The following is a 25,891-nucleotide window of genomic DNA, read 5'->3' on the forward strand; positions in this document are numbered from 1 at the left end:
AGCCGTTGACCACACTCAGGCCCGCTGAATGAGCACCGAGAGGAGAGAATGTTGGGGGCACTGGCCGTAGCGGGCTTCGTGGTGGTGATCGTGGGGGTGAACCTGCCCAACCCGCTGATGCCGCTCTACACCGAGCGGTACGGGCTGACCCCGCTGGCACAGTCGGTGTTGTTCAGCCTGTACCTGCTCGCGCTGGTCGCGACGCTGTCGATGGTGATCCGGCGGCCGAGTCCCCGGCTGTCCCCGCGTACCACCCTGATCGTCGCCCTGGTGCTGTCGGCCGGGACCGACCTGCTGATGGTGTGGGGGTCGCAGATGTTCGCCGGGCTGGCGGCCGGCCGGCTGGCGGCCGGGGTCAGCGTCGGGCTGGCCACCGGATCGGCGGCGACGGTGGCGCTGGCCGCCCTCGGTGAGCGGGCCCGGACCATGGTCGCCTCCGGGGCGGTGATCGGTTCGCTGGCCGGCAACCTCGGCGGCGGCCTGCTGGGCGTGCTGACCCCGGCCCCGCTGGAAACCGTCTACTCGGTTCATCTGCTGGTGACGCTAGCCGTCGCCACAAGCCTGCTACTGGTCCGCGGGGTGCCGGCACCCTCCACGACCGCCGCCGAGCCGGTCACCGGCGAACCGTCCGGCTACCGTCCCCGGCATCGGAGGGCGGCCCTGCTGCTCGGCGCGATGTCGTGGAGCGCGGCCGGGGTGGTACTGGCGCTGGTGCCCACCAGCCTGCGGCTGGCACTGCCCGGCGTCTCGCTGCTGCAGGCGGTCCTGCCGGGCGCGATGTTCCTGGCCGCGGCATGGGCGGCACAGACCCTCTGCCGCCGCCGGATCCTGCGGCTGCGCGCCTGGCAACTGTCGGTCCCGCTGGTCATCGGCATGGCCCTGATCGCGGTGGCACTCGACCAGGGCCGGTGGTGGTTGCTGCTGGCCGGCGCGGTGATCGGCGGGCTCGGTCAGGGCCCGGCGTACAGCCTGGGCTTGGCCACCGTCACCTTCGGCCTGCGGGCGGCCCGGCAGGGACGGGCGGCCTCCTGGTACGCCGCCGTCGCGTATGGCGCCTGCGGGGTGGTGACGACAGCGGTCGGCGCATACGCCTTGCAGGCCGGCGTCCCGGCGGCGATCGCGACGCTGACGGCAGGCCTCGCGGTGGCCGGGCTGAGCGCAGCGGCGTTCGCCGGCGCTCCCCAGCGTGTTCACCTGGCCGCCCGCCCGGCCACCGCATAGCCCCTCAGGCGCAAGCGCTCGATCATCCAGCGCGGTTGGTTACGGTCGCCGTTCAGTATTCGAGGGTTTCGTCGTCGCCGGGCTTGTCCGCGGCCCGGACTGTTCGGCGGCGGCGTATGCCCATGGCGAGGGCTCGGGTCAGCAGGTCGTAGAGGTATCCGGTTCGCTGGAGACCGGTGGCCCGGGTCAGCATGGCCCGGGTCTGTTCGCGGAACTCGGCTCGTTCGGCTGCCGGCAACCAGAGCGCGGCCAGCCAGATCACCGGGCGTTCGGCCCGCCTCGGCAACGCTACGGGAAGAACAGGGCCCAGACCGAGCAGCACCAGGACTGCGGTCCCGGCAACGGCTCCTTTCTTGCCGAGGCCGTCCAGGAACAGCCAGGTGGTTCCGACGACGAAACCGACCGCTACCAGACCCGTCACTCCGTAGTTGACGGTGTTCCTCGCACCGGCGGCAACCCCTGCGTCGCCGCCGGACATCAGGTGGCGAACGAAGCCGATCAGCGTCATGAGGGCCGGGGTCACCACAGCGACACCCGAGGCGACGATCAGCGGGAGATCGCTGTTCATGATCCGGATCCGGCTGTGCGGGGTCGCGGTGCGGGTGACCCGGCCGGATCCGGGTGGAGGGCCCGGAACTCCTCGATCGCGCTGTCGACGTCGTCACGGTTACCGCTGTCGAGCCGGTAGAAGCGACGCCGGTCGCCGGTGCGCTCCTCCCAGCGTGCGGTCAGCCAGCCACGGTCGATGAGGAACCTCAATGTGGGGTACGTCTGGCTGGGCATCAGGCCGGTGCCCGTACACACGTCGTGGTCGTCGAATTCCACCCCGGGGTGACGCTGGAAGAAGCAGGACACCTCGTATGCCAGCCGGTTCAGCACCGGGGCGGTGACTCCGGCCGCACCCGGCGGTGCCAGGCCCTGGAGGTAGATCCGGTGCCGGAAGTCGAAACCCATGCCCCGGTGGCGCAGGATACGGCGGACCGCGGCGTCCTCCAGGAAGCGGGTCAGGCGCCACGGCAGGGCGCCGCGGGCGGCGAGCACGAGATGGCTGGACCGGTACCAGCCCCACGGGCTGAACAGCAGCGGCAACGGTGACCCGGCGACCGCCGCCGTCAGGAGGATGTTCGGTGAGCGTTCGACGATGGACACGGAGACCAGCGGCAGCAGGGCTTCCAGGACCGCGAACAGCAGAGCCAGCCGCAGGGAGCGTCGTGCATCGAGTGGTTGACGGACCCGTCTCCGGGATATCAAGCGGCGGATCGCCCCGCCGACCGGCCAGCTCAGCAGCCAGCCCGCGGCCACCGTCACGGCGGTCGTGACCGCGGGGCCGGTGACAGCGGCTACGGTCAGGGCCACCCCGGTGGCTTGGGCCGTCATCCGTACCCCGGTGAAGGCCTTTCGGGGGGTGACGGCCGCCGCCGCGAGCACCGCCGTGGCCAGGAGCAGCAGAATCAGCGCCGTCATCCGGTCAGCACCGGAAGCCGGTAGGGGGCGGCGGGACGCACCGATCCAGGCGGCCAGTGTGACCGCCGCGGCGGACCCGAGGGTGACGATCAGGGTGCGGGCCGGGCCGGTGAGGGTTCGGTGCAGATCCGGCCAGGTGAACCCGTGCGAGGTTCGGCGGGCGGTCACCGCGATGGTTCGCAGCCAGCGCCGGCACTGTCCGATGATGGGTGGCTCGCGGTCGGTCCGGCCCCAGTCGATCCCCCGCTGGATCGCCGCTTCGGTGAATGCCTGTTCGGCGTTCTGTGCTGATTGACGCAACTCCGCCCGGACCACGGCGGCCAACTCGACCGCTTCGTAGGTGGTGAGGAATTCGTCGCCGACCTGCTCGTCCGCGAACCGCGGCAGGACCGCCTCCTCCGGGCCCGGCAGCGGGTCGATCCGGACGACACGGGCCGTGCTCAGTCCGCGGGCTGCCGGCGAGACGGCCGAATACTCCTCCAGGCGGCACGCGGCAACGACCGTGACGCGGGGACCGGCGTTCTCGATGCCGCGCAGCGCTTCGAGGCGGGCCGGGGCGCTCAGTTCGTCGAGGTCGTCGAGGATCAGTGTGAGCTCGCCGTTCTCGGCGAAGGCGGTGAGGGTGGCGCGTTCGCTGCGCGAGACCCGCCCGAGCCGTCCGGTGAGTTCCCGGACCGCCCAGTGGACGAGGGTTTCCCGGGTCGGGTGCCAGGTTCTCGTTGACAACACCACCGGGATCAGCGACCGGTTCGTCAACATGTCGGCGAGGGCGCAGAGCAACATCGTCTTGCCGCTGCCGGGACTGCCGAGCAGGTGCACCTTCATCGGCTCGTGTGCCAGATCGTCGGCCAGATCGTCGACCCGCACCGACCGGGGCGATTCCCCGTCGGGGGTCCAGGTCAGACCGAGCGGGGGCGGGAACAGAGGGAACCGTCCGGCATACTCCCGGACTCGGGTCAGGACGGCGTCCGGTGCCGCGGTGGTGGGCCGACGACGGACTCGCTCCCCCACGAGGACCACGGTCTCGATCACCATCGCGGCTACGCCCAGCACTGCCGACGCGCCGGCCAGTGGTGCGGCGAGGCCGCGGAGCAGCGGCTGGGTCAGCACCACGATCAGCCATACGGTCATGGTGGTCAGGGCGGTCAGGTTCAGGATCTGGGCGGCGCGCAGCCGGCGCGGCTTGTCGGCGGGGGCCAGGATCCGGGCGAACAGCGCACCGTAGGTTCCGGCCGCGAGGAGCAGAGCCGCGGTGATCGGGTGTGGTGAGACGAGGGCGTTCAGAAGCGGGATGAGCCCGGTCATGATGGTCGGCACCCTGTTGCGCAGTGGGAGGCCGTATCGCACGGTGATCCCGCCGTGCCCGGGCGTGTCGAGGACGAGCACGTCGCCGTACGCCAGGTGTGGTGTGTTCCCGCTGATCCGGGGGCGTGTTCCCACCGGAGTACTGATCGTCACGTGTTGTTCGGCTCCGTGCACCGCGGCCGGTTCGGCGACGACGGTGGTCCGGCCGGTCCACCGCGACGGTGGATCGGCGGGTGTCTCGTACGACAGGGTGAGCGCCCGTGGTGCCGAGTCCGGCAGCAGGGCGACGACCGGTACACCGTCCAGCCGGTTTCCGGTGCCGCGCCTGGCCCGTCGCAGTGTCTTCCAGGTCTCGTCGGCCGTCTCCGGGAACCGGGCGAGCCATCCCGGCTCGGGGAATCTGGTGGCGATCATGTCGGCGATGGTGATCAGGTGACGTGCCTTGCCGGTGGTCAGGCGAGGCATGACGGCGCCGGTCCCGTCGTGGACGTGGACTCCGTCGGCGACCCCACCGGCGGCGGTCGGAAGCACACTCACCAGGACCGGGGCGTCGCCGGTGCCGTGGACCACCGCATCGATGCGGTGGACGACGCGCCCGCCGGTGACGGTGATCGTGTGGGTCTGAGCGGAGACACTGTCGTGGGACCGGGCGTAGGCCAGTGCGGTGAGCCAGTCGTCGATGCCGGGAATCACCGTCGTCTCCGCGCCGGTCGCCCGGAGGTACCGGTCACTCAGGTCCCGGGCCAGGTCGAACAGGCGCTGCTCGTCGACGGTGTCGACAGTCCCGGCCTTCGACAGGGCGATCCGGAGCAGACGAGCCCGGCCGAGCGGCGTACCGGCACCGCGGTCGAACGTGAGCAGAGCACCGACCAGACCGACCACGTCGGCGAAGCGTGCCAGCCGTTCCCGCTCCAGCCCGGCCGACCCGCCGAGATGCCCGCCCAGGTACATCTGGTCGACGGCGTCCCGGGCCATGGTCACCGCGCCGCCGGGATCCCCGGAGTTCAGCGCCCCCATGGCGGCGGTCGCCAGGCCGGACTGCGCCGCCTCGGGATCGAAGAGTGCCACGTAGCCGAGGTACTGCCGGTCCGCTGGTGACAGGAAGGCGGCGGCCAGTCCGGCGGTGTGCCGGATGATGGTCGGCGCCTCGGACTCCAGCGCCGACAGGATGTCCGGCCGCAGTGCCCCCCGCACCCGGTACCGGCCCTGCTGACCACCGATTCGTTGTACGAACGGGGAGTCGCGGACGAGGTCGAACGGCAGCACGTCGCCGACCACGAACTCGTGCAGTTCCGGGTCGAACCAGCGCAGCACCGCGAGCCGTCCCCAGGCCCGGCGCTGGGCGACCGGGATCCCGTCGAGAATCCGGCTGTCCTGGGGACGGCTCATCGGCCGTCGTCCCGGCGTGCCAGGAGATAGGGGACCAGTTCGTCGCGGATCGGCCCCGGAACGCCTCTCATCCGCCGCCACAGGTAGTCCGCCAGCGCGTCCGAACGGTCGATGCCGAGAGCCGCCAGCCAGTCGCGGACGTCGTCGAGGGTGAACGGGCCGAGCCGGAACAGGTACGGCACGACACCCGGCAGCCACGCGGCCGGTGGCCCGCTCCCCCACGGCTCCCCGGCGGAAGCGACCAGGACCAGGACGTCCGCGTGCAGCGTGGCGCCGGGCAGCAGGTCCTCGCGCAGCCAGCCGCGCACCTCCGCGGACGGGCAGCGGTCGAAGTGATCGAACAACAGCAGCGGCCGGTGCTGCCCCGCACGGGCCAGGTCCTCCACGAAGACCGGGGTGAGCTGCCGGGCCTGCGCCGCACGCTGGCGCACCCCGTCGACGACGAACGTCATCCGTGCCGAGCCGGACAGTGTGACGTCGCCGGTTCTCAGGGCGCTTCGGACCGGTGGGATCCTGGCGCGCAGCCGCTCGTACGACGGAAACGTCACCCGCCCGCGCAGCCGGGTGACGATCCGTTCCAGGACCTGGCCCGGTTCGGCGGTCTCCTCCAGATCGATCAGCACCGCGGGCCGGTCCGGGCGATGCCGCTGGAAGGCCTCGGCGAGCAGGGCGGTCTTACCGATCCGGGGCTCGCCGCAGACGACACCGACGCCGGATTCGTCAGCGGCCAGCAGGCCGGCGATCCGGGCCAGTTCGGTGCGCCGGTCGATGTGGACGTCGGTCACCGATCGTCCTCGCCGACTTCCTCACCCTTCATCTGTCCGGGGTCCGAGCTGTCGGTGACGATGAACCGGGCCTGGTCCCCGGCGGTGAAGTTCCTGGTTCGTACGGCGGCGCCTTTCCGCGGCCGCACCTCGGCCTCCCCGGTCAGGGACACGTCACGGGCGTCGAACTCCCGAGCTGTGCCGTTCCGGCCCGGGGCGGTCAGCCAGGCCATGAGCAGTGCACTGGCCACCGTCAACAGAACGACGACGACCCAGATCGGCCACGACGAGTGCGGTTCGGTAGCCAGGTTGATCGCGACCCCCAGCCCACTGGTGGTGGCCGCGGTCAGGCCGGTGCCCAGCAGAATCCGCTGGGGTCGCCGGAGATCGCTCATCGGGCCGGGCGAGATGCGGATCCAGTCCGCATCGCGGCAGCCGCCAACCCGTCGGTCATGGTGGAACGCACTGGCATCGACACGAATGCACCCTCCGGTTGTGCCGTTCGTTATATCGCATCCGGCCGATCCGGACCACCTTCGAACGTCGAGCTTGACGTCGGTCAACCGCGATCGACGCCCACCTGGTCGAGCCGGCCGGCTGTCAGCGGTAGCGCTACCTGGAGATCGACGTTCTCAGCGGGCTGCGGACTCACTTCGCCCACGGAAGGCGGTCGGACAGCCGCCGACCTAGGCTGACAGCGTGATCCGGGATGAGCTGGAGCGGCTGCGAGCGCGAGCGGACGCCGAGACGGCGGCGCTGGCCCGGGACCTGGAGGGTCTGTTCGCGGCGTCGCGGGACTCCAACGCCGACGACGAGCACGACCCGGAAGGAGCCACCGTCGGCTTCGAGCGGGCCCAGCTGACCGCGTTGCTGGCCGCGGCCCGGGATCGGTCCGCCGAGGTCGGCGAGGCGTTGCAACGCCTGGATTCCGGCAGTTACGGCAGCTGCGAGGGTTGCGGCCGGCCGATCCCCGAAGAGCGATTGGCGGTACGGCCGTTCGCCCGCCGTTGTATGGCCTGCGCCTGAGCGGCAGGACTCGGGCAGTGCGAGGTCCGGTACGAGCTGGACCGAGGCGGCGATGGCCGGCAGTACGGCGAGTGCCTCCGCCGCGAGCGCCCACCGGCCGCTACGTGTCCGGACCGACGACTATCAGCGGGACTGGCCGGCTACGACGATGCGCTCTTCGTCGGCCGGGAAGGCCTGATCAGCGAGGGCACGTCGTGGAACGTGGCGTTCTACGACGGCGACCAGGTGATCTGGCCGGACGCGCCGATGCTCAAGGGCGTGACCATGGTGCTGCTGCAGCTGGCGCTTTCCATGAACGGGACGCCGTGGACCATCCGCCCGGTCGACGCGATCGAGCTGCCGCTGCTGACCGGCGCGGCAGCCGTCAACTCGATCTGCCCGGCCCAGCCCGTCACCAGCATCGACACCGTCCCCTTCCCGGCCACCGACAAGCTGACGTCACTGCTGCGGGACGCCTGGGAAACGGTCCCGTTCGACGACCTCTGAGGACAGCCGGTACGCGAAATCCCGCACGGCCGGGTCCGTCGTGGCCACCGCGGCCTCCAGCCGGCTCGGTGACAGGCCCTCGACCGGGCGGGTCACGATGCCGGGCAGCGGGGCAGCCGGATCCCCCACGTCGTGCAGCGCCGACGCCGGCACGAACGCGATCGAACGGCCCAGCCGAAGCTCGGTGATCAGCTCCGACACCCCGGCCACCTCGGGGCCCGGCCGCCACGGCCGGGTGTCGACGTCGGCGCCGGCCCAGTGCGCGCGTTCCGCCGGGGACATCCCCCGCAGGCACGCGATCGGGGCGTCACGTACCTCGGCCAGGGTCGGGGCGGCCGTACCGGCAAGGGGGTGGTTGTCGCTGAGGACCATCACGCGAGGCTCGGTCGACACCGGGACGAAGTGCAGGCCGTCACGGTCGAAACAGTCCCGCAGCAGCGCCACGTCCACGGCACCCGATCGCAGTTGGGCAAGGTCCATCTTCCAATCGAAAGGCACGATCTGCGCGGGTACGCCGGCAGCACGCGCCGTGGCCATCACGGTCAGCACGTCACACCCCGCGACCGCGACCTGCAGCGTCCGCGTGTCCCGGGCACGTTCCACCGCCCGGCCGGCCCGTCCGACGAGCTCGTAGGCTTCGCCGAGCAGCACCGATCCCGCCGCCGTCAGCTCGGTGGCGTGCGGCCGGCGCAGGAACAACGGCACACCGACCGTACGTTCCAGAGTCTTCACCGCCCGGGACAACGCCGGCTGGGTGATCCGCAGGCGCTGGGCGGCACGGGTGATGCTCCCGGTCTCGGCCACGGCGATCAGATACGTCAGCTGACGCAGTTCCAGGTCGGGCATGCCCCCGACGATAACGCCCCATGATCAGACGGCATTGGCGTACGCCGCTGCGTTCGGTTTGACTTCCGCCATGAGCATCACGATCCCCGAGCACATCCTCACCTCGCCGCAGCCGGTCGCCTGCGTCGGAACCTTCACCACGACACCCGGCAACCGGGAGGCGTTCCTGCACGAGGTGCGGAAGATCCTTGCTCCGGTACGCGCCGAGAAGGGTTGCGAGGCCTACGAGTTCCACACCACCGACGACACGATCGTGCTCTACGAACGCTGGACGACCGGCCCCGACCTGGCCACCCACGGCACCCAGCCACACCTGAAGGCATACGGCACAGCAATCGCCGGCATGGTCGACCCCACCTCCATCACCGTCACCTGGATGAGCCCGGTCGAACACCCCTGACATCCCGAGCTACTGGTGGTGCAGCCCCGCAGAGCGGTGCGGGCGGCATCGCAGCCCTCGGATAGGTGTCCGGCGGCCCGGCTGTGACGCAATCCTCACGCTCGTGCGATCAGCTCGCTGAACCCGGAGACGGGAAGCGGCCCGACTTGACGTCGGTCACGAACGCCGTCCACAAGGGCAGGGCGAATGCGAGGGTTCCGCCTGACGGGTTCTTGGAGTCCCGCACCAGAATTCTGTTCGTGCCACGGCTGCCGTCCAGAGAGACTTCGACACAGGCGCCGTTGGCCACCGAATACGAGCTCTTCTGCCAAGTCGTTTTCATCATCGATCCCTTCACCGGCGACGGGAGCTTCCCGGAGCATCGGGAATTTCAACGTACGTACTCCGCGGCGCGGCAACGAACTGTTCAGTCCATCAGGCGATGGCCGCCGGGCGTCATGTCCGGCGTCACGTAGTCACAGCGGTCCCCGGCGCGTCACACGCCGGCGCAGATTGCGGCCCGTGGCGACGGCCACGGCGGTGAGTGTCAGCAGGACCGCTGCGCCCACCGTGAGCAGCACGGTGATCCTCGGCCAGGCGGGTAGTGGGAGGTCCGGCGGGTTCGGGCCAGCGAGGGGCAACGCCCAGCCCGTGACCAGCCATGCGAGCGCACCGACCAGCAGGCCGATCACCACGGCGACGGCGACCAGGGCGGGGTACGTCCAGAGCATCGCCTGGCCGGCCGGGCCGGGGCGCAGGCCCTGGTTCCGCAACGCGGACAGGTCCTCGACCCGGCGGCGCCGGTCCACCGCTGCCGCCAGCACCAGCGCGCCCGCCCCCAGCAGCACGGCCAGGACGCCGGTCAGCACGTGGAACCAGAGCGCCAGCGCCGGCCCCTGCTGGTCGAGGCGCTGGCGTATCCGGTCGGCACGGACATCGGCGACGACGGTGAGTCCTTCGGCCGAGACCCGGTCCAGGATGTCCGGTGGCGCCGTCGTGTTGAGCCAGATCTGTGGCGTGGTGCTGAGACCGGCGTTCATGGTCGTCCGGTCCGCGTACTCCAGGTCGACCATGACGGCCCGGCGGCCCACCTGGGGCACGACCGGCAGGGTTCCGGCGTCGGTGGTCAGCATGGGTTTGGCGTCCAGGCCGCTGATGACGTCGCCGGTGGGGCGGGCACCGGCCACGGCGACCGGGATCGGGTCGGGGGTGCTGGCCGGCTTGATCCAGACGAGCGGGGAGGCGCTGATCGATTCGTCGAAGGTGATCCGCAGGCCGTCCGGCGCCTGCGCCACCCGTACCTCCGGGCTGGCCCGCCAGCTGTTCGGGTCGGCCAGCCGGGTCACCGGCCACACCTTCCGGTCCGGGGCGGTGGCGCGCAAACCCTTGAGTGTCACCTCGGCGGTGATGCGGGACGTGCCGGTGCGGGCGAACCCGATGCCGTCGATGCGGCATCCTTCCTGACAGACCTCGATCTTCTGCCGGTACGTCGCCGCCCGGTTCTGTAGTTCACCGAGTTCGATCACCGCGTCGCCGATCCCGTTCAGTGCCGAGACCGACACCTGCAGCCGCAGGCCTTTGGTGCCCGGTACCAGTCCGGACGCCGCCACGTCGACGGCGATGTCGGGGCCGGGGAACTCCGGTGGGGCCGGCAACTCCGGGCGCAACCGGCCGGCGACCTCGTCCGGGCCGGGTCCGTCGCCGGGCCACGCCGCGACGGCTGCGAGCCGGGTGGAGTCCACGGCCAGGCCGGGCGCTTCGTCGGCGGTGGTGCCCGGGGGCAGCCGGGTGACGGCCATGGCGAAGTCACCGTCGGGGTCGATCCGGCGTACCGCGGCCAGTAGTTGCTGGGGTTGTGCCGTCTGCACGGTGAGGACCCGGGCCGCTCCGGTGCCGAGGGTCGCCTCGACGGCGCGGCCGGTGGTGGCGGTGTCCACCGCACAGGTCGCGTACCCGGTGACGGCCACGGTGGCCACCAGCAGCGCGAAGAGCCGGCCGGCGCCGGGGCGGCGGGCGAGTTGCAGACCGGCCAGGGCGACACCGAGCCGGCCGCGGTGCAGGGCGCGGACCGCGTACCGGCTGATCAAGGGCAGTGAAGCGCGGGCGGTGAGCAGGCCGAGGGCGAGCATCAGGATGGCGGGTGCGAACAGGCCCACCCCGGTCAGCGAGCCTTGGGAGAGTACGAGCTGGACCGAGGCGGCGACGGCGAGGAGTACGGCGAGCACCTCCCCCGCGATCGCCCACCGGCCGTCGGCGGTGGCGGGGTTGCGGCGCAGCAGTGCGGCGACCGAGCCGACCAGCTGCCGGCGCTGGGCGAGCATCACCGACAGCAGCGCTGCCCCGGCGGCCAGTGGTGCGTAGCGCAGGGAGGTCCAGGCGGAGGGGACGCCGCCGTCCGGGAAGACGATCGCGGCGATCGCATCGACGAGCAGTTGCCCGGTCAGGCAGCCGCACAGGGCGCCGGCCAGGACCGCGACGAGGCTCTCGCCGGCCGCCAGCCACCACCGGGTCCACCATCGTGAGCCACGCAGCGCGACGACCGCCAGCTCGCCCTGCCGTCCTTCGAGGCCGTAGCCGACGGTGAGGAAGATGGTGAAGCAGGCGAGCAGGATCAGGGGCACGGCGAGCACCGGCACGAGCGGCCGGGTCGAGGTCTGTCCGACGTCGATGCGGTCCAGCAGTGCCGTCATACCGGTGTCGATCTTCACCGCCATGCCGACGTCGGCGGTGGACTGTTCCAGTTTCTGCAGGTCGGCCCGGAGTTGGCCGAGACGGTCGGGGTTCAGTGCGGCCGGCCCGGCCCGGCCGTCCATGGCTAGGGTGATCTGGCCGTGGTCCATCGTCTGCTGGGTCACGGCGGTGGTGAAGATCGGTTCGCCCGGGCCGGTCTCCGGTGTCGCGGTGAAGTAACCGCGGGCGCCCCAGTAGCCGGCGTTCGGCTCGGCCGCCCGGTAGGTGCCGGCGATCAGCAGGCGCCGCGGTTTCCCGTCCGGTAGCCAGATCTTCCGTTTCGGGTCCGGGCTCGGCAGGGCCGACCGCAGCTCGACCGAGTCGCCCGCCTTCAGGCTCAGCCGCTGTGCCGTGTGTTCGCCGAGCAGCACATCGCCCTCGGCTGCCAGGCAGCGGCCGGTCAGGATCCGCAGGTGGGCGCAGACGTCCTGGCGGTAGACGAGGAGTCCGGCGTTCGCCGGATTCGGGTCGATGCCGATGACCCAGTACTCGGCCGAGTAGACGTAGGTGAAGCCGGGCAGGGCGATCAGCGCCGTGGCCACGTCGCCGAACTGCAACCCGTCCTGCTCCGGCGGGCTCGGCGGCCCGGTGTCGTCCTCGGTGGCGACGCGCTCGTTCTGCACCGCGCTCGCCACCAGGCCGAGTTCGTCCGGCGCGGCGGTGGCGATCTGCCCGGCGGCGACCGCACGGTCCACCGCGATCAGGTAGGCCGGGGCGGCGACCGCGGCGGTGACCGCCAGCAGGCCGAGCAGGGCCAGGGTGACGGCCTGCCCGCGGCGGTGCCAGAGCATGACGAAGACCAGCGAGATCATCGGCCGTCCTCTTTCGGGTCGGCACCACGACCGGCCGCGGCGCCTGGTGCTCGCAGACCGCGAAGCAGCGGCCGCACCGACAGCCACCCGGTCACGCCGAGCACCACCAGGGCGACCAGTGCGGACAGCGCGAGCACAACACCGTTCTGCGGGGCGGGCGGCGGCAGCACCGCCCAGCCGTCGGTGAACGGTGGCACCACGATCCGGGTGAGCGGCCCGACCAGCGCGGCGGCGAACACCCCGACCGACAGACCGGCCAGTACGAGGGCGGCCGTCCCGGCGTAACCGGTGGTGACCGCGGCCGGGGCGGGTAGCCCCTGCGAGCGCAGCGCCGCGAGTTGGCCACGCAGCACGGGCCGGTCGACGGCGGCGGCGACGGCTGTCGTGGCCGCGGCCAGCAGCAGCGCCGCCACCCCGGCCAGCAACCCGAACCGTGCGACGGCCGCCGGTCCCTGGCCACCGAGGACAGCGGATCGTTGCGCGGTGCTGTCGGCGGTGATCACGGTGAGCCCGGCGGCGGTCAGGTTGGCCGTCAGACCCGGGCGGGCGCCGGCGGCGAGCCAGACCTGGAACTCTCCGGGCGGCTCGCTCTCCCCCGCGACACGGCGGGTGGCGTCCAGGTCGACGAGGATTCCGCTGGTGCCCAGCCCGGGCAGGGCCCGCGCAGTGCCGGCGACCCGTGCCGGGACCTGGCCGAACGAGGTCAGCAACGGGTCGGTGAGCCGCCACTCGGCCGGAGCCTCGCCGGCCAGCACCACCGGCAGCGGCATCGCGGTGTCGGACGCCCAGACCTCGGTGCTGCTCACCCGTACCGCCAGCTCGTTGCGGTCGGCGGACAGCCGCAGTCCGTCGCCGGTGGTGGCGATGTCGATGGCGACGCCGCCGACGGCGGGCCGCCACCGGCCGATGTCGCCGAACCCGGCGGGGTCCAGGACCTCGGCCGCCGGGCCGTACTGCCGCAGGCTCTGCAGCGTCACCACGGTGTCCGGCGGGAGTGGGCTCCGGCCCGGCGCGGTCAGCCCCCAGCGGACCAGGCGACAGCCGGGCGCGACGGCGCATCCGGGCACCGGAGCCGAGACCGTGCCCGGAACACCGAATGCGACAGCCACCGGCCGGCCGGTGCCCTCGTGCTGCAGCAGCAGTTCGACGGTGACCGGGGCGGTGCCCTCGGAACGCGTCCGCAGGGTCAACCGGTCGCCGGTGACCAGCGGCAGCGGCTTCGCACCGCCGGCCGCCGTCGCGTCCGGGAGCAGACCGGCCGGCCCGAACTCGGGGCGCCACTGCGCGACCGCGGCGAGCCGGGTGGTGTCCACGGCCAGCACCGGCGGGATCGTCGTGGTGTCGGCGACCACCGCCATCGCCTCCCGGCCGCCCGGATCGGCCCGGCGGACCGCCGCGAGCAGCGCGGTACGGTTCGGCGCCTCCACTCTGAGCACCCGGTCGGCGCCCAGTTCCGCGGCGCTGCGCTCGGCCCGGACGGTACGGTCGGCGGCCAGCCCGCCGGCCGCCGTGGCGAACACCGCGACCGCGACCACGATCAGGGCGAACACCCGGTCGGCGCCGCGTTGCCGGGAGACCTGGACGGCGGTGAGGCCGAGCCGGAGCCACCCGCCGCGTAACGCCGCACCACCGGCCCGGTCGGCGACGCGTACCAGCAGCCGCGCGGCCAGCAGTGCGATGGCCAGTGCGGCGAGCGCGGGCGCGGCGACCTTGAGGCCGTCCTCCGGCCCGCCGGACCGGGACTGGTAGACCGCGGCGGCGGCGACGGCGGCGAGCACCTGGTCGACCAGGGTGGCCCGCCAGTCGGCGCGGCCCGTCGCCGAGCGTCGCAGCAGGACCGCGACCGGCTGCCGCAGCACCAGCGCCTCCCCGATGACCAGCACGAGCAGACCGCCGAGCAGGACGGCGGCGAGCGCGGCGGCGACGAGCACCAGCGCGGCGCCCCGGTCGCTCGGGTGTACCGCCCCGGCGAGGCCACCGGCGAGCAGCAGCCCGGCGGGCGCACCGGCCAGCACCCCGGCCAGCAGCGGCACCAGGTGTTGTCCCGAGGCGAGCCGCAGGATGTCGCCGCGGCTCAGGCCGCGCAGTTTGAGCAGCGCCACGTCGGTTCGCCGGTCCCGGCCGGTGCAGCGCCCGGCGATCCCGATCGCGAACCAGGTGAGGATCAGCGTCTGCAAGCCCGCGGTCAGGACGCCGCGGCGGACCGTGTCCCGGTCGGCGGCGATGCGCTCCAGCACCGTGTCGATGCCGGTGATCATCCGCAGCCGGTTCGGTTTCAGCCGGGCCTCGGCGTCGTCCAGTGCGGCGCCGAGGCGCTGGGCGCCGTCGCCGCGGATCAGGTCCGGCGGGATCTGGACGTCGTAGGTGAGTGTGGGCTGCTGGAACAGGCCGGAACCGAACGTCTCGACCGGTGTGAAGACCGGGTCCAGGCCCGGGACCTCGGCCCGGAACAGCGGATTGCTCCAGTACGGGTCGGCGGGATCGCGCATCGAGTAGGTGGCGACGACGGTGAACCGGAACGGGAAGCCCGTCCGGTCCAGCAGGGTCAGGGTGTCACCGGTCTGCAGGCCCAGGTTCTGGGCGGTGGCGTTGCTGACCGCGATCTGCAGGGGTGCGGACGGACAGGGCCCGTCGAGGCGTACGTGCCGGCAGAGGTCGTCGCGGTAGGCGACCGCCATGTTCGCGTCGCCGCCGGCCCGGGTGACGCTCAGCCGCTGCTGGATCCCGCGCACCGGCTGGTCCAGGGAGCGGGACAACTCCCCGGCGGCGAGATCGGCGAACCGGCGGAGCACGGCGGCCGCGTCGGTGCGGACGTCGGTCTCGGTCTGGATCGAGACGTTGCGCTGGGCCGCCGACGCGGCGCTCAGTTGTGCTTCGGCGGCGCGGGTGACGGCGGCGTAGGCATACCAGGGACCGGCGGCGGCGACGGCGGCGGCCAGCGCGGTCAACACGAAGATCGCCAGTACCTGCGCGGTCCGAGCCCGCACCGCGTCGACAACAAGCGTGAACAACCCCCACCCTCCCCCGATCAACGGCGACGCTACGCGACGGGCACAGCGTGTGGGGGGCACTGTGCGATCGCAGCGTGACAGCGATGATCCCGGGCTGACCGTCCAGGCGCACCGCGGGACCGCTACACCTTCCGTGCCTCCATCACGGACTGACCCCGCCCACGGTGTACGCGGACAGGGTCAGTCGCTGATCTGTGAAGATGCGGCCTACCTGACCGCCGCCCTGGTCTCGCCAACCACCATCGCCGTCTCGGAGCAGCGCTCACGCAGTTCCTTGAGGCGCTGGTACTCCGGGGACTCGTACCAGTGGTTCACCGCCTCCTTGTCCGGAAACTCCTGGACGACCAGGCTGGACGGTTGCCAGGAGCCTTCCAGGACGACCGGCTTCAGGTCGACCACGAGGTTGCGGCCGCCGTAGCGGGTGAGCAGGTCGGCGGCTTCCCGCGCGTACCGGCCGAACTCCTGGGGGTTCGTGACTTTCAGATCGATGACGACGTACGCGGTCACTGCTGTCTCCCTGGATCTGCTACTTGATCAACTCCTGGACATCGAGGCTAGGTAAGCGGCCGGGGATCAACCATGCGCGTGACTCCCGGTTTCATGCGCGACCGGGTCACGCCGTCGGCGTTGTTAGCCTTGCGCGGTGGACGTGCTGAGCCAGGTGGTCATGTCGTTGCGGGAGGGCGATGCTTTTCTTCGCCGCACCCGGCGCCGCGGGCATTGGGCCAACCGTTTCGGGCCGTACACCGGGGCCGGATTCCATGTGCTCCTGGAGGGCGCCTGCTGGTTCTCCCTCGGGGCCGGGCACAGCATCCGCCTGAGCGCCGGTGACGTGGTCTTCCTGCCCCGGGGAACGGTTCACGCCATGGGCGCCGGGCGGCAACCGCCCCTCGCGACGCTTCCGCACGAATACACCGACGGGCCCGACCTCGGCGACGGTACGCCCGACGGATCGGAAGCCGTGCTGCTGTGCGGCGCGTACGAGCTACGCCGGCGCAGCGGCCAGGCCCTGCTCGACGCGATGCCGGACTACGTGCACTTCCCCGGCGCGGGCCGGGCGATGACCCACACGACGAGCCTGATCGCCTGGGAACAACCCGGCGGGCGCATCGGTGATCAAGCGGTCCGATCGGCGGTGCTGGACCTGTTCCTCGTCGACATCCTGCGCCGGTGGATCGACGGGCACTCCCCCGGGCTCTCCTCGGCCGGCGCAGCCGATTCCGGCATCGTCACCGTGCTCCGGCACATCCACGAGGCCCCGAACCGGCAGTGGACCGTCGATCAGATGGCCGCGCTGGCGAACCTGTCCCGCAGCACCTTCGCGCGCCGGTTCGCCGCCACCGTCGGCATGCCCCCGCTGCGGTACCTGGGGTGGTGGCGCCTGCACATCGCCGCGCGGCGGTTGCGGCAGACCGATGTCCCGCTCGCGGTCATCGCCGGCGAGGTCGGGTACGGCTCGGAGTTCGCCCTGGCCCACGCGTTCAAACGGGAGTTCGGCGTGGCCACCGGCACGTTCCGGCGGACGCCGAGCCTCGCCGATCGCGAGCACTACCAGAGCTGACCCGCGACGGCCAGCCGGCCCGGTCCCTGGCCGAGCACCGGGACGTCCTCGTCGCGATCACCACCGGCGACCCGGACCTGGCGGGTCGCCGGATGCTCGACCACCTGGCCGGCACCACCGACGACCTGGTACAGATCAGCCCTGGCCGGTGACGTGTCTCGCGATCTCGTCGGCGACCGCGGCCATGCCCTCGGCGTTCGGGTGGAACGAGCCGGCGGCGCCCGTCGGGTCCGCCGAGAACGGGAGGATCCACGGCTCGGCGGATCCCAGTGCGTGGTCGCGGCTGATCCGCGAGACCGCGACGAGTTCGGCGCCGGACCGTTGTGCGGCAAGCTCGTACGCTGTTTCGAGTGCGGCCCGGATCAGCCGGAACTCCTCGAACTCGGCCGCGGAGAACGGGATGCCGGGCCGGGGTGTCACGTCGTCGGCGAGGATCGTCAGGTAGTCGACGAGCAGCACCCGTGACCGGGGCGCACGGGCCCGGACCCGGCTGACGATCCGTGTCAGCCCGTCCGCGGTCCGTTCGATGTCCTCGTCGCCGGGCCGCGGAACGCCGTCGGGAAGATCGGCACCCATCAGCCTGGCCATCGGTCCGCCGGGCTGGAGGTGGTTCCAGGCGGTGAACAACAGCGCGCCCATGTACCGCAGATCGTTTCCACCCGCTGTCACCGTTACCAGGTCCGCCCGCTCCGGCACGCCGTCGAGCTGGGGCGGGAACTCGGTCCCCCAGATCGTCGCCTGCGGCTGGTCGAGAATCGTCGCGGTGGTGGCGCCGGAGACACTCAGGTCGGTCAGGTCGGCGTCCAGCAGGCGCGCGAGCCGGTGCGGGTAGTTGTCGCCCGAGCGCATGGCATGACGGTCGACGACCGGCTCGATCCCGGGCCCGGAGGCGAACGAACTACCCAGGGCGGCGTACGACAGGGAGGCGACCATGCGCGCGATCATGTCATCTCCCTCCGCGGCTCCGGAGAGCATCGGCGTCCCAGTCAGCAGTCCAGCCACCACGGCGACGAGCGCGAACGATCTTCCACCCCCAATGAACGGGCACGCTACGCCGATGGCCGCGGCGTGTGGGGCATTGTGGATGGACTGTTAATGTCCACTGCCGTGGCGAGAATTCTTCTGACCGGGTCGTCGGCCGGGATCGGGCGGGCGGCGGCTGTCCTGCTCGTCGGCCAGGGCCACGAGGTGGTGGTCCATGCCCGTGACGAGCGTCGTGCGGCCGAGTCCGCGGTGCCCGGCGCCGCCGGTGTGGTGATCGGTGACCTGGCGTCGCTGGAGCAGACCCGGGCGCTGGCGAAGCAGGCGGCGGAGACCGGCCCGTTCGACGCGGTGGTGCTGAACGCGGGCCTGGCCCGGATGACTGCCACCGAGCGGGAACTCACCGTGGACGGCATCGAGACGACGTTCCAGGTCAACACCCTTGCGTCGTACGTGCTGGCGGCCCTGTTGCCGCGTCCCCGCCGACTGGTGTTCACGTCGTCCGCGCTGGCCGGGTCCGGCAAGCTGGACCTCGACGATCCGAGCTACGCCCGCCGCGCCTTCAACGGCCGTGAGGCGTACTCCACCACAAAACTGCACCTGGTCCTGCTCGCCCTCGGCCTCGGCCGGCTCTGGCCCGGGACCGATGCTCTCGCCTTCGACCCGGGATGGGTCGCCACCGCGATGACCGCCCGCAGCGGCGACCGGGCCCCGCTCACCCCGGAACATGCGGGCGCTCGCCTGGCCCGCCTCGCCACCGGCGTGACAGTCCCGCCGAACTCCTACGACACCGAGCGGGCCTGGACCCCCGGCCCGGCCGAACACGACACCGCGACCCAGGACGCGCTGCTGCGCCTCTGCGCCGCACAGACCGGTGTCGCCCTTCCGACCGCGGACTGATCCTCGGCGGTTCAGGCCAGGGGCCGCGTCGGCCACCGTGCTCGGAAGGCCGCCCGCGCACCGGACGGGCACGGACGGCCTGGTCAGGGCACGATCTTGCCGGGGTTGAGGAGGCCGACCGGGTCGGTGGCGGTGAACAGGGCGCTGATCAGGCCCGCGCCGGCCGTTGAGACGTCCTCGGGTAGCCAGCGGGCGTGTTCGGTGCCGACCGCATGGTGGTGGGACAGGGTGCCGCCGCCGTCGACGAACGCCTGCTGGACCGACGACTTCACGATGTCGTAGGTGCTCAGGTCGCCGTCCTCGGCCGGCACCACCGCGAACGTGAAGTACAGGCAGGCGCCGATCGGGTCGGTGTGCGACAGGTGGCACATCACCGACCCCCGTGCCCCGGACTCCGCCAGACCGGTGCGGAACGCGGTCATCACCTCGTCATACAGTCCGGGCAGGCGGGACCAGGGCGCACCGGTCTCCGAGACGTCGGCGTGCACACCGCGGGAGAGCAGGAAATCGCGGATGTACGGCGTGTCGAACTTCTTCCGGTCGTACACCGCGCCCGCCCCGGCGCCGATCGCGAACCCACCTTCGGCCTGCACCGACGTGGCCACCAGCTTCCGGTCACGGCGCACCGACGAGGGTGACCCTTCGTAGCCGACGAGCCCGAGGCAGAGTTGCCGCGGATCCTGGCGGCGGATGGTCCGTACGTACGCGTCGAGCAGTTTCCCGGTCCGGCCGGGACCGCCGGTGCGCAGCGACAGCGAGAAGGTGGTCTCCTCGGCGTCGGCCAGGCGCACGAACGCGGGCCGGGCCTCGCCGCGGGTGATCGCCGCGGCGGCGCGCAGGCCCGCCGCCCAGCTCGGGTAGAGGTATCCGAGCACCACCCGGCGCTTCGGCAGCGGCCGGATCCGGACGGTGGCCCGGGTGATGACGCCGAGGCGGCCCTCGCTGCCGAGGATCATCTCCAGCACCGACGGGCCGGTCGAGGTGCCCGGCAGCGGACGGGTCACGAGCAGCCCGCGCGGGGTCACCACACGCACCGCGGCCACCATCGCGGCGATGTCACCGTACGTGTCGGACTGCATGCCGGAGGAGCGGGTGGCGATCCAGCCGCCGAGCGTCGAATGCTGGAAACTGTCCGGGAAGTGCCCGAGTGTCCAGCCGGCCGCGTTGAGGTGGTCCTCCAGTTCCGGGCCGAGCGCGCCGGCCTGGATGACGGCCAGCCCGGACTCGGTGTCGATCGATTCGACCCGGTTCATCCGGGCCAGATCGAGTGAGATCACCGGCCGTGTCTCGTCGCCGGGCGGGCGCAGGCTGCCGCTGATGTTGCTGCCGCCGCCGAACGGGATGACGACCGCGCCGTGCTCGGCGGCCAGGCGTAGCACCTCGGCCGTCTCGTCCTCGTCGCCCGGGTACACCACCAGGTCGGGCAGCCTGCCGATCCGCCCGGCGCGCAGGTCGACGAGTTCGCGCAGCGACTTGCCGGTACCGTGGGTGAGCCGTTCGACCGGAACGTCGCCGAGCTCGGTCGCCGCGGCCAGCGCCGAGGTCAGCGGCTCGGGCCGATGCGGCTGCGGAAGGTGCAGGTCGTCGAGGTGCGGCGGGCCGGCGGCGGGGATGTCGATGTCGACGCCGAGGCGGTCGAGCAGCAGGGGGCGCAGCGCCGGTTTGTCGTCGTGGTGGAAGGCGGTGTCCTCGCGGCCCCAGCCCCACCATTTCATGGTTTCACGGTTCATGATGTCTCTCCCGGGCAGGTGATGAGGGCGCCGACGGCGGCGGCGCACCGAGCGGTGAACGCTGTCGCGTCCTCGCCGGCGGCAGGGGTCAACGGTTGCCCGATGTGTACGGCGACGGGTGGGCGGCCGGCGCGGGGCCAGCGACGGCCGTGGGGCATGGCGTGATGAGTTCCGGTCACGCCGACAGGCAGGCAGGCGACACCGGCGCGCAGGCAGAGCGCGGCGACACCCCGGCGGAAACGGCCGGGCACACCGTCGCGGCTGCGGGTGCCCTCCGGGAACAGCAGCAGATTCCAGCCGGCGGCGAGCAGCCCTGCCGGGTCGTGGTGGGTGGCATCGCGGACGTCGGGGGTGCCGGGACGGCGTACCGGAAAGGTGGTGAAGAACATCCGCACCAGCACCGACCGTAACCGTGAGGCGTAGAAGTAGTCGGCGGCGGCGCCGACCGCGGTCCGCCGCGGCAGCACCCGCAGGATCAGCGGCGTATCAAGGTGGCTGGCGTGGTTGGCGACCACGACAACCGGGCCCGGCACGGGTGGGCCGTGCCGGCAGACGGTGATCCGCACTGTCGCCCGCAACACCGCATTCACGATCAGGACCCGATTGGCGGTCCGGAGGAAGCCGCTCACCGCACCGCGGCCCGAACCGTGGCCCGGGCCGACAGCTGATCGAGGTGCCAGCCGTAGAGACGTTCCAGCGTCGGCAGGTCGATCGTCCACGACAGCAGCCGCGCGCCCGGCGCGACCGCCCGCAGGTTGCCCTGTTCGAACGTCTTCTGCCCGGTCATGTAGGACCGGTGGAAGTCCAGCCGCCTGTCGAACTCCCGGTCGATCTGCTGGAAGCCGTCGTCGTCGCCGACCAGCAGCGGGGCGGGCAGCCCGGACATCGCGAACATCAGATCCAGGCCCGGTCGCAGCCGCATCGGGGCCGGGTGGGTCAGGTGATAGACGCCGGCCGGCGCCGCTGCCTCACTCAGCGTGACCGCGTCCGCGGCGACCAGGTCGACCGGCACCACGTTGATCCGGCTGTCCTCGTCGGCCCGGATCCGCAGCGGCCGTTCCCGGCCGTCGGTGTCGCCGATCAGGGTGAGCATCCGGTCGAGTTGGAAGACCCGGCGGTGGATCGTGTACAGCCCGGTCCGGCCGCCGGCCACCGCCATCGTCGTGCTGTGCCCGATCACGATGCTGGGCCGCAACACTCGCACCATCGGCTCATCACTTTCGGACAGCAGGTGCTCGGCGGCTGTCTTGCTCTCCTCGTAGTGGTTGTTCCCCAGCCCGGCCGGGGCCGGTTCCTCCCGCAGCAGCCCGGTGCGACGGCCTGCCACGTACGCGGTGCTGACGTAGTTGAACACCGTCGCGCCCAGCGCCCGCGCCAGTTCGCGCGCGTGCCGGGTACCTGTCACGTTGGTGTCGAACAGCAGTTCGCGGTGACGGTCCTCGTAGCGCAGGTCGGCCGCGCAGTGCCAGAACTCGTCGACCGGGCCGACCGCCGCCGGGTCCACTCCGCACAGCTCCCGGGTCAGGTCGGCCGGGACGGCCCGGCACCGGGCGATCAACCGCTCGTCGGCACCGTAGGCACGGGCCGCCCCGGTCAGCGCGGCCGTCAGCCGGGTGGCGGCGTCGGTGCGGCCCGGACGGACCGGGCAGACCACGTCGGCGCCGGTACGGGCCAGCAGCTCCAGCACCAGGGCGGCGCCGACCAGCCCGGTCGCGCCGGTCACCACGTGCACGGTCATGGCTTCGCTCCGTTCGTGGCCGCCATCGTGCCGATGGCGTTGATGAAGTTGCCGAGCACGTAGCGAGGCTCGGCCAGCTCCAGGCCCGGCAGTCGCGTCACCACCTCGGCGACCAGATGCCGGATCTGCTTGCGTGCCATCACCGCGCCCAGGCAGAAGTGCGGCCCGCCCCCGCCGAACGCGATGTGCCGGTTCGGCCGGCGCCGGATGTCGAACCGCCACGGATCCTCGAACACCGACTCGTCCCGGTTGGCCGACTCGTAGAACAGGACCACGCTCTCGCCCGGCGTCACCCGGTGACCGCCGAGCAGCGCCGGCCGGGTCACCGTCCGGCGGAACGTCATGATCGGGGTGGCCCAGCGAACCATCTCCTCGACCGCCCCGTCCAGAAGCCCTTCCGGGTCGGCGGCGACAGCGGCCCACTGCTCCGGGCTGTCCCGCAACGCCTTGACCCCGTGCGCGATCGCATGCCGGGTCGTCTCGTTCCCGGCGATGACGAGCAGGATCACGAACGCGGCGATCTCGTCGTCGGTCAGCCGCTCGCCGTCGACCTCGGCCTCGGCCAGCGCGCTGATCAGGTCATCGCCCGGATGCCGCCGCCGGTCGTCGATCAGTTCCGCGGTCAGCGCCCCGAACGCGACCAGCCCGTCCCGCAGCGCCCCGATCGGATCGGTTCCGCCGAACAGCGGATCCCGGCAGCCGGTCATCGCGTTCGCGTGCGGCAGGATCCATGTGCGGTCCGGCTCGTCGAGCCCGAGGATCTCGCAGATCGCCCAGATCGGCAGCGGCTCGGCCACCTCGGCGACGAAGTCGAACTCCCGGCCCGGCTCGGCCACCGCGCCCACGATGTCCCGGGCCGCGCGCCGGATCGCCGCGTCCATCAGGCTCATCCGCCGCGGCGTGAACGCCGACGACACCAGCCGGCGCAACAGCGCGTGCTCGGGCGCGTCCATCGCGATGATCGACTGGGTGGCCCGGGCCAGCGCGGGCGGCAGCGCCTCCATCGTCACCCCGCCGTAGCGGGCATCCGACGAATACGTCTCCGGATCCCGGCTGACCGCCACCACCTCGGCGTGCCCGACCACCGCCCAGTAGCCGTCCCCTGCAGCACCGGGCAGCACCGGATCGTCGAGCGGCCGCTGCCGGCTGACCGGCGCCTCCCGCCGCAGAACGGCAAGGCTCCGATCCCGATCCCGCGGCGACCGCCCCCAGAACTCCACACCCGAGAGATCGATCAACTCCGTCATACGCGCGATGCTATGCGCCCGCACTGGACAGATAGTGGACAGATTTGTGAAGTCCTCGGAGGACGCGGGTTCGGGACAGCAGCCCTCACCACCCTCTTTGTTAAGAGACCTTTACAGATCGATATCAGGCGATCGAAGATGGCTGACGATCATCGATGTTGACGGAGGCCTCATGCGTTCTGCGCCGCTCGCCGCCCTGTTGTCGGTTGTCCTGGCCGGAGGGGCGGTGGTGGTGAGCCGGCCGGCCTCGGCCGCCCCGGCACCGAGGTTCAGCACCTCGTTCGAGACCACGGATCCACCGCCCACCTGGCAGAACACCGCGGAACGAACCTCCGGCGTGGACGGGCGGCTGCGGACCGGGATCCCCGGCTCGGTCAACGACCGGGTCACCGCGGTCGCGGCCTCCGGCGAGAACACCAGCGGCGGCGAGGTCAAGGAGAACCTGCTCGACGCCGACCCGGACACCAAATGGCTGGTCTTCGCCGGCACCGGCTGGGTCACCTACCAACTGAACGCGCCGGTACGCGTCGCCCGCTACGCGCTGACCGCGGCCAACGACGCACCCACCCGCGACCCCCGCGACTGGCGCCTCGAAGGCTCGGCCGACGGCACCACCTGGACGACCGTCGACACCCGGACCGGACAGAGCCTCGGCGAGCGCGGCGCCACCACCCTCTACGACGTCGCCACGCCCGGCGAGTTCGGGTTCTACCGGCTGACCGTGACCGCGAACGGCGGCGCGACCATCGTGCAGCTGGCCGACCTGCAGCTGTCCAACGGCGACGACACGCCGCCACCTGCCGAGCCGGCCCGCAGCGCGATCGGGACCGGGCCGTCCAACGCGCCGGCCGCCAAGGCCCGGGTCGGGTACTCCGGCCTGGCGTCGCTGGAGTTCGCCGGGCGCCATGCCACCGACGGGCGCGGGTATACGTACAACAAGATCTATGACGTTGATCTGAAGGTCGGACCGGACACCGAGCTGAGCTATCTGGTGTTCCCCGAGTTCACCAGGGACGACCTGAGCTATCCGGCCACCTTCACCGCGGTGGATCTCGCGTTCACCGACGGCACCTTCCTGAGCGCGCTGAAGGCCCGGGACCAGCACGGGACCGTGGTCAGCCCGCAGGCGCAGGGCGCGTCGAAGAAGCTGTCCGCGAACCAGTGGAACAAGATCGTGTCGCGGATCGGCGAGGTCGCCCGCGGCAAGACCGTCGACCGGATCCTGGTCGCCTACGACAAGCCGTCCGGGCCGCAGAGCCCCTGGCGGGCCTGGTTCGACGACATCACCCTCACCGACGTCAAGGCCCAGAAGCCGAGCAAGAGCCTTGCCGAGTACGTGGAGACACGGCGCGGCACCCAGTCGAGCGGCGGCTTCTCCCGTGGCAACAACATCCCCGCCGCCGCGGTGCCGCACGGCTTCAACTTCTGGACCCCGGTGACCAACGCGGGCACCCTGAACTGGCTGTACGAGTACCACAAGGCCAACAACGCGCAGAACCTGCCGCAGCTGCAGGCCCTGTCGGTCAGCCACGAACCGAGCCCGTGGATGGCCGACCGGCAGACCTTCCAGTTCATGCCGCAGGACGGCACCGGTGTCCCGAACGCCGACCGGACCGCCCGCGCGCTGCCGTTCCACCACGAGAACGAGACCGCCCGGCCGCACTACTACGGTGTCACGTTCGACAGCGGACTCAAAGCCGAGGTCGCGCCGACCGACCACGCCGCCCTGCTGAAGTTCACCTTCACCGGCGACGGCGGCAACATCATCTTCGACAACGTCGACGACAACGCCGGCCTGACCGTCGACCCGGCGACCGGCACGATCACCGGCTGGACCGACGTGCGCAGCGGCCTGTCCAACGGCGCGTCCCGGATGTTCCTCTACGCCACCGTCGACGCCCCGGTGCTCGGCGGTGGGATGCTGCCGGCCGGCAACCGGCCCTCCACCGGCTACGTCACCGTCGGCGCGAAGACGGTGAACCTGCGGGTGGCCACCTCGCTGCTCGGCGTCGAGCAGGCCCGGCACAACCTGGAGCTGGAGATCGCCGCCGCGGACACCCTGGAGACGGTCCACAGCCGCGCCGAAGCCGCCTGGAACACCAAGCTGCACACCGTCGAGGTGGAGGGCGCGAGCCGGGATCAGCTGGTCACCCTCTACTCCAGCGTCTCAGTTTTCCCGTGCGATCCTGGGTGTTCCGGGCGTTTCGCCGCCGCCGCGTGTGCCGGCCCGCTGTTGTAGCGGTGTGGCGTGTACGTGGTGGTGGAAGCCTCGGCCGAGGACGGTCCATCGCACCCGGTGTC

The 25,891-nt window shown here is 71.8% G+C and carries 22 protein-coding genes; 8 read left to right on the top strand and 14 right to left on the bottom strand.

The features are described from left to right. Positions 1 to 48 precede the first annotated feature (48 nt). On the top strand, positions 49 to 1,221 hold the full coding sequence (locus Aco03nite_RS27130; RefSeq protein WP_203799245.1) for an MFS transporter: 1,173 nt from the start codon (positions 49 to 51) through the stop codon (positions 1,219 to 1,221). A gap of 52 nt (positions 1,222 to 1,273) precedes the next feature. Here Aco03nite_RS27130 and Aco03nite_RS27135 read toward each other — a convergent pair whose 3' ends face one another. Genes Aco03nite_RS27135 through Aco03nite_RS27150 form a run of 4 tightly spaced genes read right to left on the bottom strand, consistent with a single transcriptional unit; the run spans position 1,274 to position 6,538 of the window. Beyond that, entirely contained in the window at positions 1,274 to 1,789 is a 516-nt protein-coding gene (locus Aco03nite_RS27135) for a hypothetical protein (protein ID WP_203799248.1), read from the bottom strand. Next, complete coding sequence (locus Aco03nite_RS27140; RefSeq protein WP_203799250.1) at positions 1,786 to 5,379, bottom strand: AAA family ATPase; 3,594 nt, start codon at positions 5,377 to 5,379, stop codon at positions 1,786 to 1,788. The genes Aco03nite_RS27135 and Aco03nite_RS27140 overlap by 4 nt, the downstream gene beginning before the upstream one ends. Then, positions 5,376 to 6,164, bottom strand: coding sequence for an AAA family ATPase (locus Aco03nite_RS27145; protein ID WP_203799252.1), 789 nt, complete (start codon positions 6,162 to 6,164; stop codon positions 5,376 to 5,378). Before Aco03nite_RS27145 ends, Aco03nite_RS27140 begins: the two co-directional genes overlap by 4 nt. Continuing rightward, a complete protein-coding gene (locus Aco03nite_RS27150) occupies positions 6,161 to 6,538 on the bottom strand; it encodes a hypothetical protein (protein ID WP_203799254.1) in 378 nt (125 codons plus the stop codon). Before Aco03nite_RS27150 ends, Aco03nite_RS27145 begins: the two co-directional genes overlap by 4 nt. Positions 6,539 to 6,842: 304 nt before the next feature. On the opposite strand from Aco03nite_RS27150, the gene Aco03nite_RS27155 reads away from it, so the two are divergent. Then, positions 6,843 to 7,169, top strand: a complete 327-nt coding sequence (locus Aco03nite_RS27155) for a TraR/DksA family transcriptional regulator (protein ID WP_203799256.1) — start codon at positions 6,843 to 6,845, stop codon at positions 7,167 to 7,169. 132 nt (positions 7,170 to 7,301) lie between these two features. Beyond that, the gene (locus Aco03nite_RS27160) at positions 7,302 to 7,655 is read left to right on the top strand and encodes an aminotransferase class IV (RefSeq protein WP_275415911.1); all 354 of its coding nucleotides are present in this window, start codon (positions 7,302 to 7,304) and stop codon (positions 7,653 to 7,655) included. Here Aco03nite_RS27160 and Aco03nite_RS27165 read toward each other — a convergent pair. Beyond that, the gene (locus Aco03nite_RS27165) at positions 7,608 to 8,501 is read right to left on the bottom strand and encodes a LysR family transcriptional regulator (RefSeq protein ID WP_203799258.1); all 894 of its coding nucleotides are present in this window, start codon (positions 8,499 to 8,501) and stop codon (positions 7,608 to 7,610) included. The two genes, Aco03nite_RS27160 and Aco03nite_RS27165, sit on opposite strands and share 48 nt — an antisense overlap. Before the next feature lie 70 nt (positions 8,502 to 8,571). On the opposite strand from Aco03nite_RS27165, the gene Aco03nite_RS27170 reads away from it, so the two are divergent. After that, on the top strand, positions 8,572 to 8,901 hold the full coding sequence (locus Aco03nite_RS27170) for a putative quinol monooxygenase (RefSeq protein ID WP_203799261.1): 330 nt from the start codon (positions 8,572 to 8,574) through the stop codon (positions 8,899 to 8,901). Positions 8,902 to 9,010: 109 nt separating this feature from the next. Here the strand turns inward: Aco03nite_RS27170 and Aco03nite_RS27175 are convergent, their stop codons facing one another. The 4 genes from Aco03nite_RS27175 to Aco03nite_RS27190 form a co-directional block, all read right to left on the bottom strand. Further along, positions 9,011 to 9,226: a DUF397 domain-containing protein gene (locus tag Aco03nite_RS27175; RefSeq protein ID WP_203799264.1), complete on the bottom strand. Its 216-nt coding sequence runs from the start codon at positions 9,224 to 9,226 to the stop codon at positions 9,011 to 9,013. Positions 9,227 to 9,356: 130 nt separating this feature from the next. Beyond that, on the bottom strand, positions 9,357 to 12,422 hold the full coding sequence (locus tag Aco03nite_RS27180; protein WP_203799267.1) for an FtsX-like permease family protein: 3,066 nt from the start codon (positions 12,420 to 12,422) through the stop codon (positions 9,357 to 9,359). Continuing rightward, on the bottom strand, positions 12,419 to 15,433 hold the full coding sequence (locus Aco03nite_RS27185) for an FtsX-like permease family protein (RefSeq protein WP_203799270.1): 3,015 nt from the start codon (positions 15,431 to 15,433) through the stop codon (positions 12,419 to 12,421). Before Aco03nite_RS27185 ends, Aco03nite_RS27180 begins: the two co-directional genes overlap by 4 nt. A 207-nt stretch (positions 15,434 to 15,640) precedes the next feature. Then, positions 15,641 to 15,940: a DUF1330 domain-containing protein gene (locus Aco03nite_RS27190; protein ID WP_203799273.1), complete on the bottom strand. Its 300-nt coding sequence runs from the start codon at positions 15,938 to 15,940 to the stop codon at positions 15,641 to 15,643. A gap of 136 nt (positions 15,941 to 16,076) precedes the next feature. Here Aco03nite_RS27190 and Aco03nite_RS27195 point away from each other — a divergent pair, with 136 nt between their 5' ends. Continuing rightward, the gene (locus Aco03nite_RS27195) at positions 16,077 to 16,994 is read left to right on the top strand and encodes an AraC family transcriptional regulator (RefSeq protein ID WP_203799276.1); all 918 of its coding nucleotides are present in this window, start codon (positions 16,077 to 16,079) and stop codon (positions 16,992 to 16,994) included. Positions 16,995 to 17,020: 26 nt separating this feature from the next. After that, on the top strand, positions 17,021 to 17,146 hold the full coding sequence (locus Aco03nite_RS54770; protein WP_373872638.1) for a hypothetical protein: 126 nt from the start codon (positions 17,021 to 17,023) through the stop codon (positions 17,144 to 17,146). On the opposite strand, the gene Aco03nite_RS27200 is transcribed toward Aco03nite_RS54770, so the two are convergent. Then, on the bottom strand, positions 17,130 to 17,939 hold the full coding sequence (locus Aco03nite_RS27200; RefSeq protein WP_203799279.1) for an SGNH/GDSL hydrolase family protein: 810 nt from the start codon (positions 17,937 to 17,939) through the stop codon (positions 17,130 to 17,132). The genes Aco03nite_RS54770 and Aco03nite_RS27200 overlap by 17 nt on opposite strands. A gap of 162 nt (positions 17,940 to 18,101) precedes the next feature. Between Aco03nite_RS27200 and Aco03nite_RS27205 the strand changes: the two genes are divergently transcribed. Further along, positions 18,102 to 18,875, top strand: a complete 774-nt coding sequence (locus Aco03nite_RS27205) for an SDR family NAD(P)-dependent oxidoreductase (protein WP_203799282.1) — start codon at positions 18,102 to 18,104, stop codon at positions 18,873 to 18,875. A gap of 83 nt (positions 18,876 to 18,958) precedes the next feature. Here Aco03nite_RS27205 and Aco03nite_RS27210 read toward each other — a convergent pair whose 3' ends face one another. Genes Aco03nite_RS27210 through Aco03nite_RS27225 form a run of 4 tightly spaced genes read right to left on the bottom strand, consistent with a single transcriptional unit; the run spans position 18,959 to position 23,590 of the window. Next, positions 18,959 to 20,605 carry an FAD-binding oxidoreductase gene (locus Aco03nite_RS27210; protein WP_203799285.1) on the bottom strand — a complete coding sequence of 549 codons (1,647 nt, stop codon included), beginning with the start codon at positions 20,603 to 20,605 and terminating at the stop codon, positions 18,959 to 18,961. Continuing rightward, a complete protein-coding gene (locus tag Aco03nite_RS27215) occupies positions 20,602 to 21,234 on the bottom strand; it encodes a lysophospholipid acyltransferase family protein (RefSeq protein WP_203799288.1) in 633 nt (210 codons plus the stop codon). Before Aco03nite_RS27215 ends, Aco03nite_RS27210 begins: the two co-directional genes overlap by 4 nt. Continuing rightward, positions 21,231 to 22,343 (bottom strand): SDR family oxidoreductase, encoded by a 1,113-nt coding sequence (locus tag Aco03nite_RS27220; protein WP_203799291.1) that lies wholly within the window; start codon positions 22,341 to 22,343, stop codon positions 21,231 to 21,233. The genes Aco03nite_RS27215 and Aco03nite_RS27220 overlap by 4 nt, the downstream gene beginning before the upstream one ends. Further along, on the bottom strand, positions 22,340 to 23,590 hold the full coding sequence (locus Aco03nite_RS27225; protein ID WP_203799293.1) for a cytochrome P450: 1,251 nt from the start codon (positions 23,588 to 23,590) through the stop codon (positions 22,340 to 22,342). The genes Aco03nite_RS27220 and Aco03nite_RS27225 overlap by 4 nt, the downstream gene beginning before the upstream one ends. 172 nt (positions 23,591 to 23,762) lie before the next feature. Between Aco03nite_RS27225 and Aco03nite_RS27230 the strand changes: the two genes are divergently transcribed. Continuing rightward, positions 23,763 to 25,829 (top strand): discoidin domain-containing protein, encoded by a 2,067-nt coding sequence (locus Aco03nite_RS27230; protein ID WP_203799295.1) that lies wholly within the window; start codon positions 23,763 to 23,765, stop codon positions 25,827 to 25,829. Positions 25,830 to 25,891: the final 62 nt, after the last annotated feature.

This window comes from Actinoplanes couchii, assembly GCF_016862075.1.
Classification (GTDB): domain Bacteria; phylum Actinomycetota; class Actinomycetes; order Mycobacteriales; family Micromonosporaceae; genus Actinoplanes; species Actinoplanes couchii.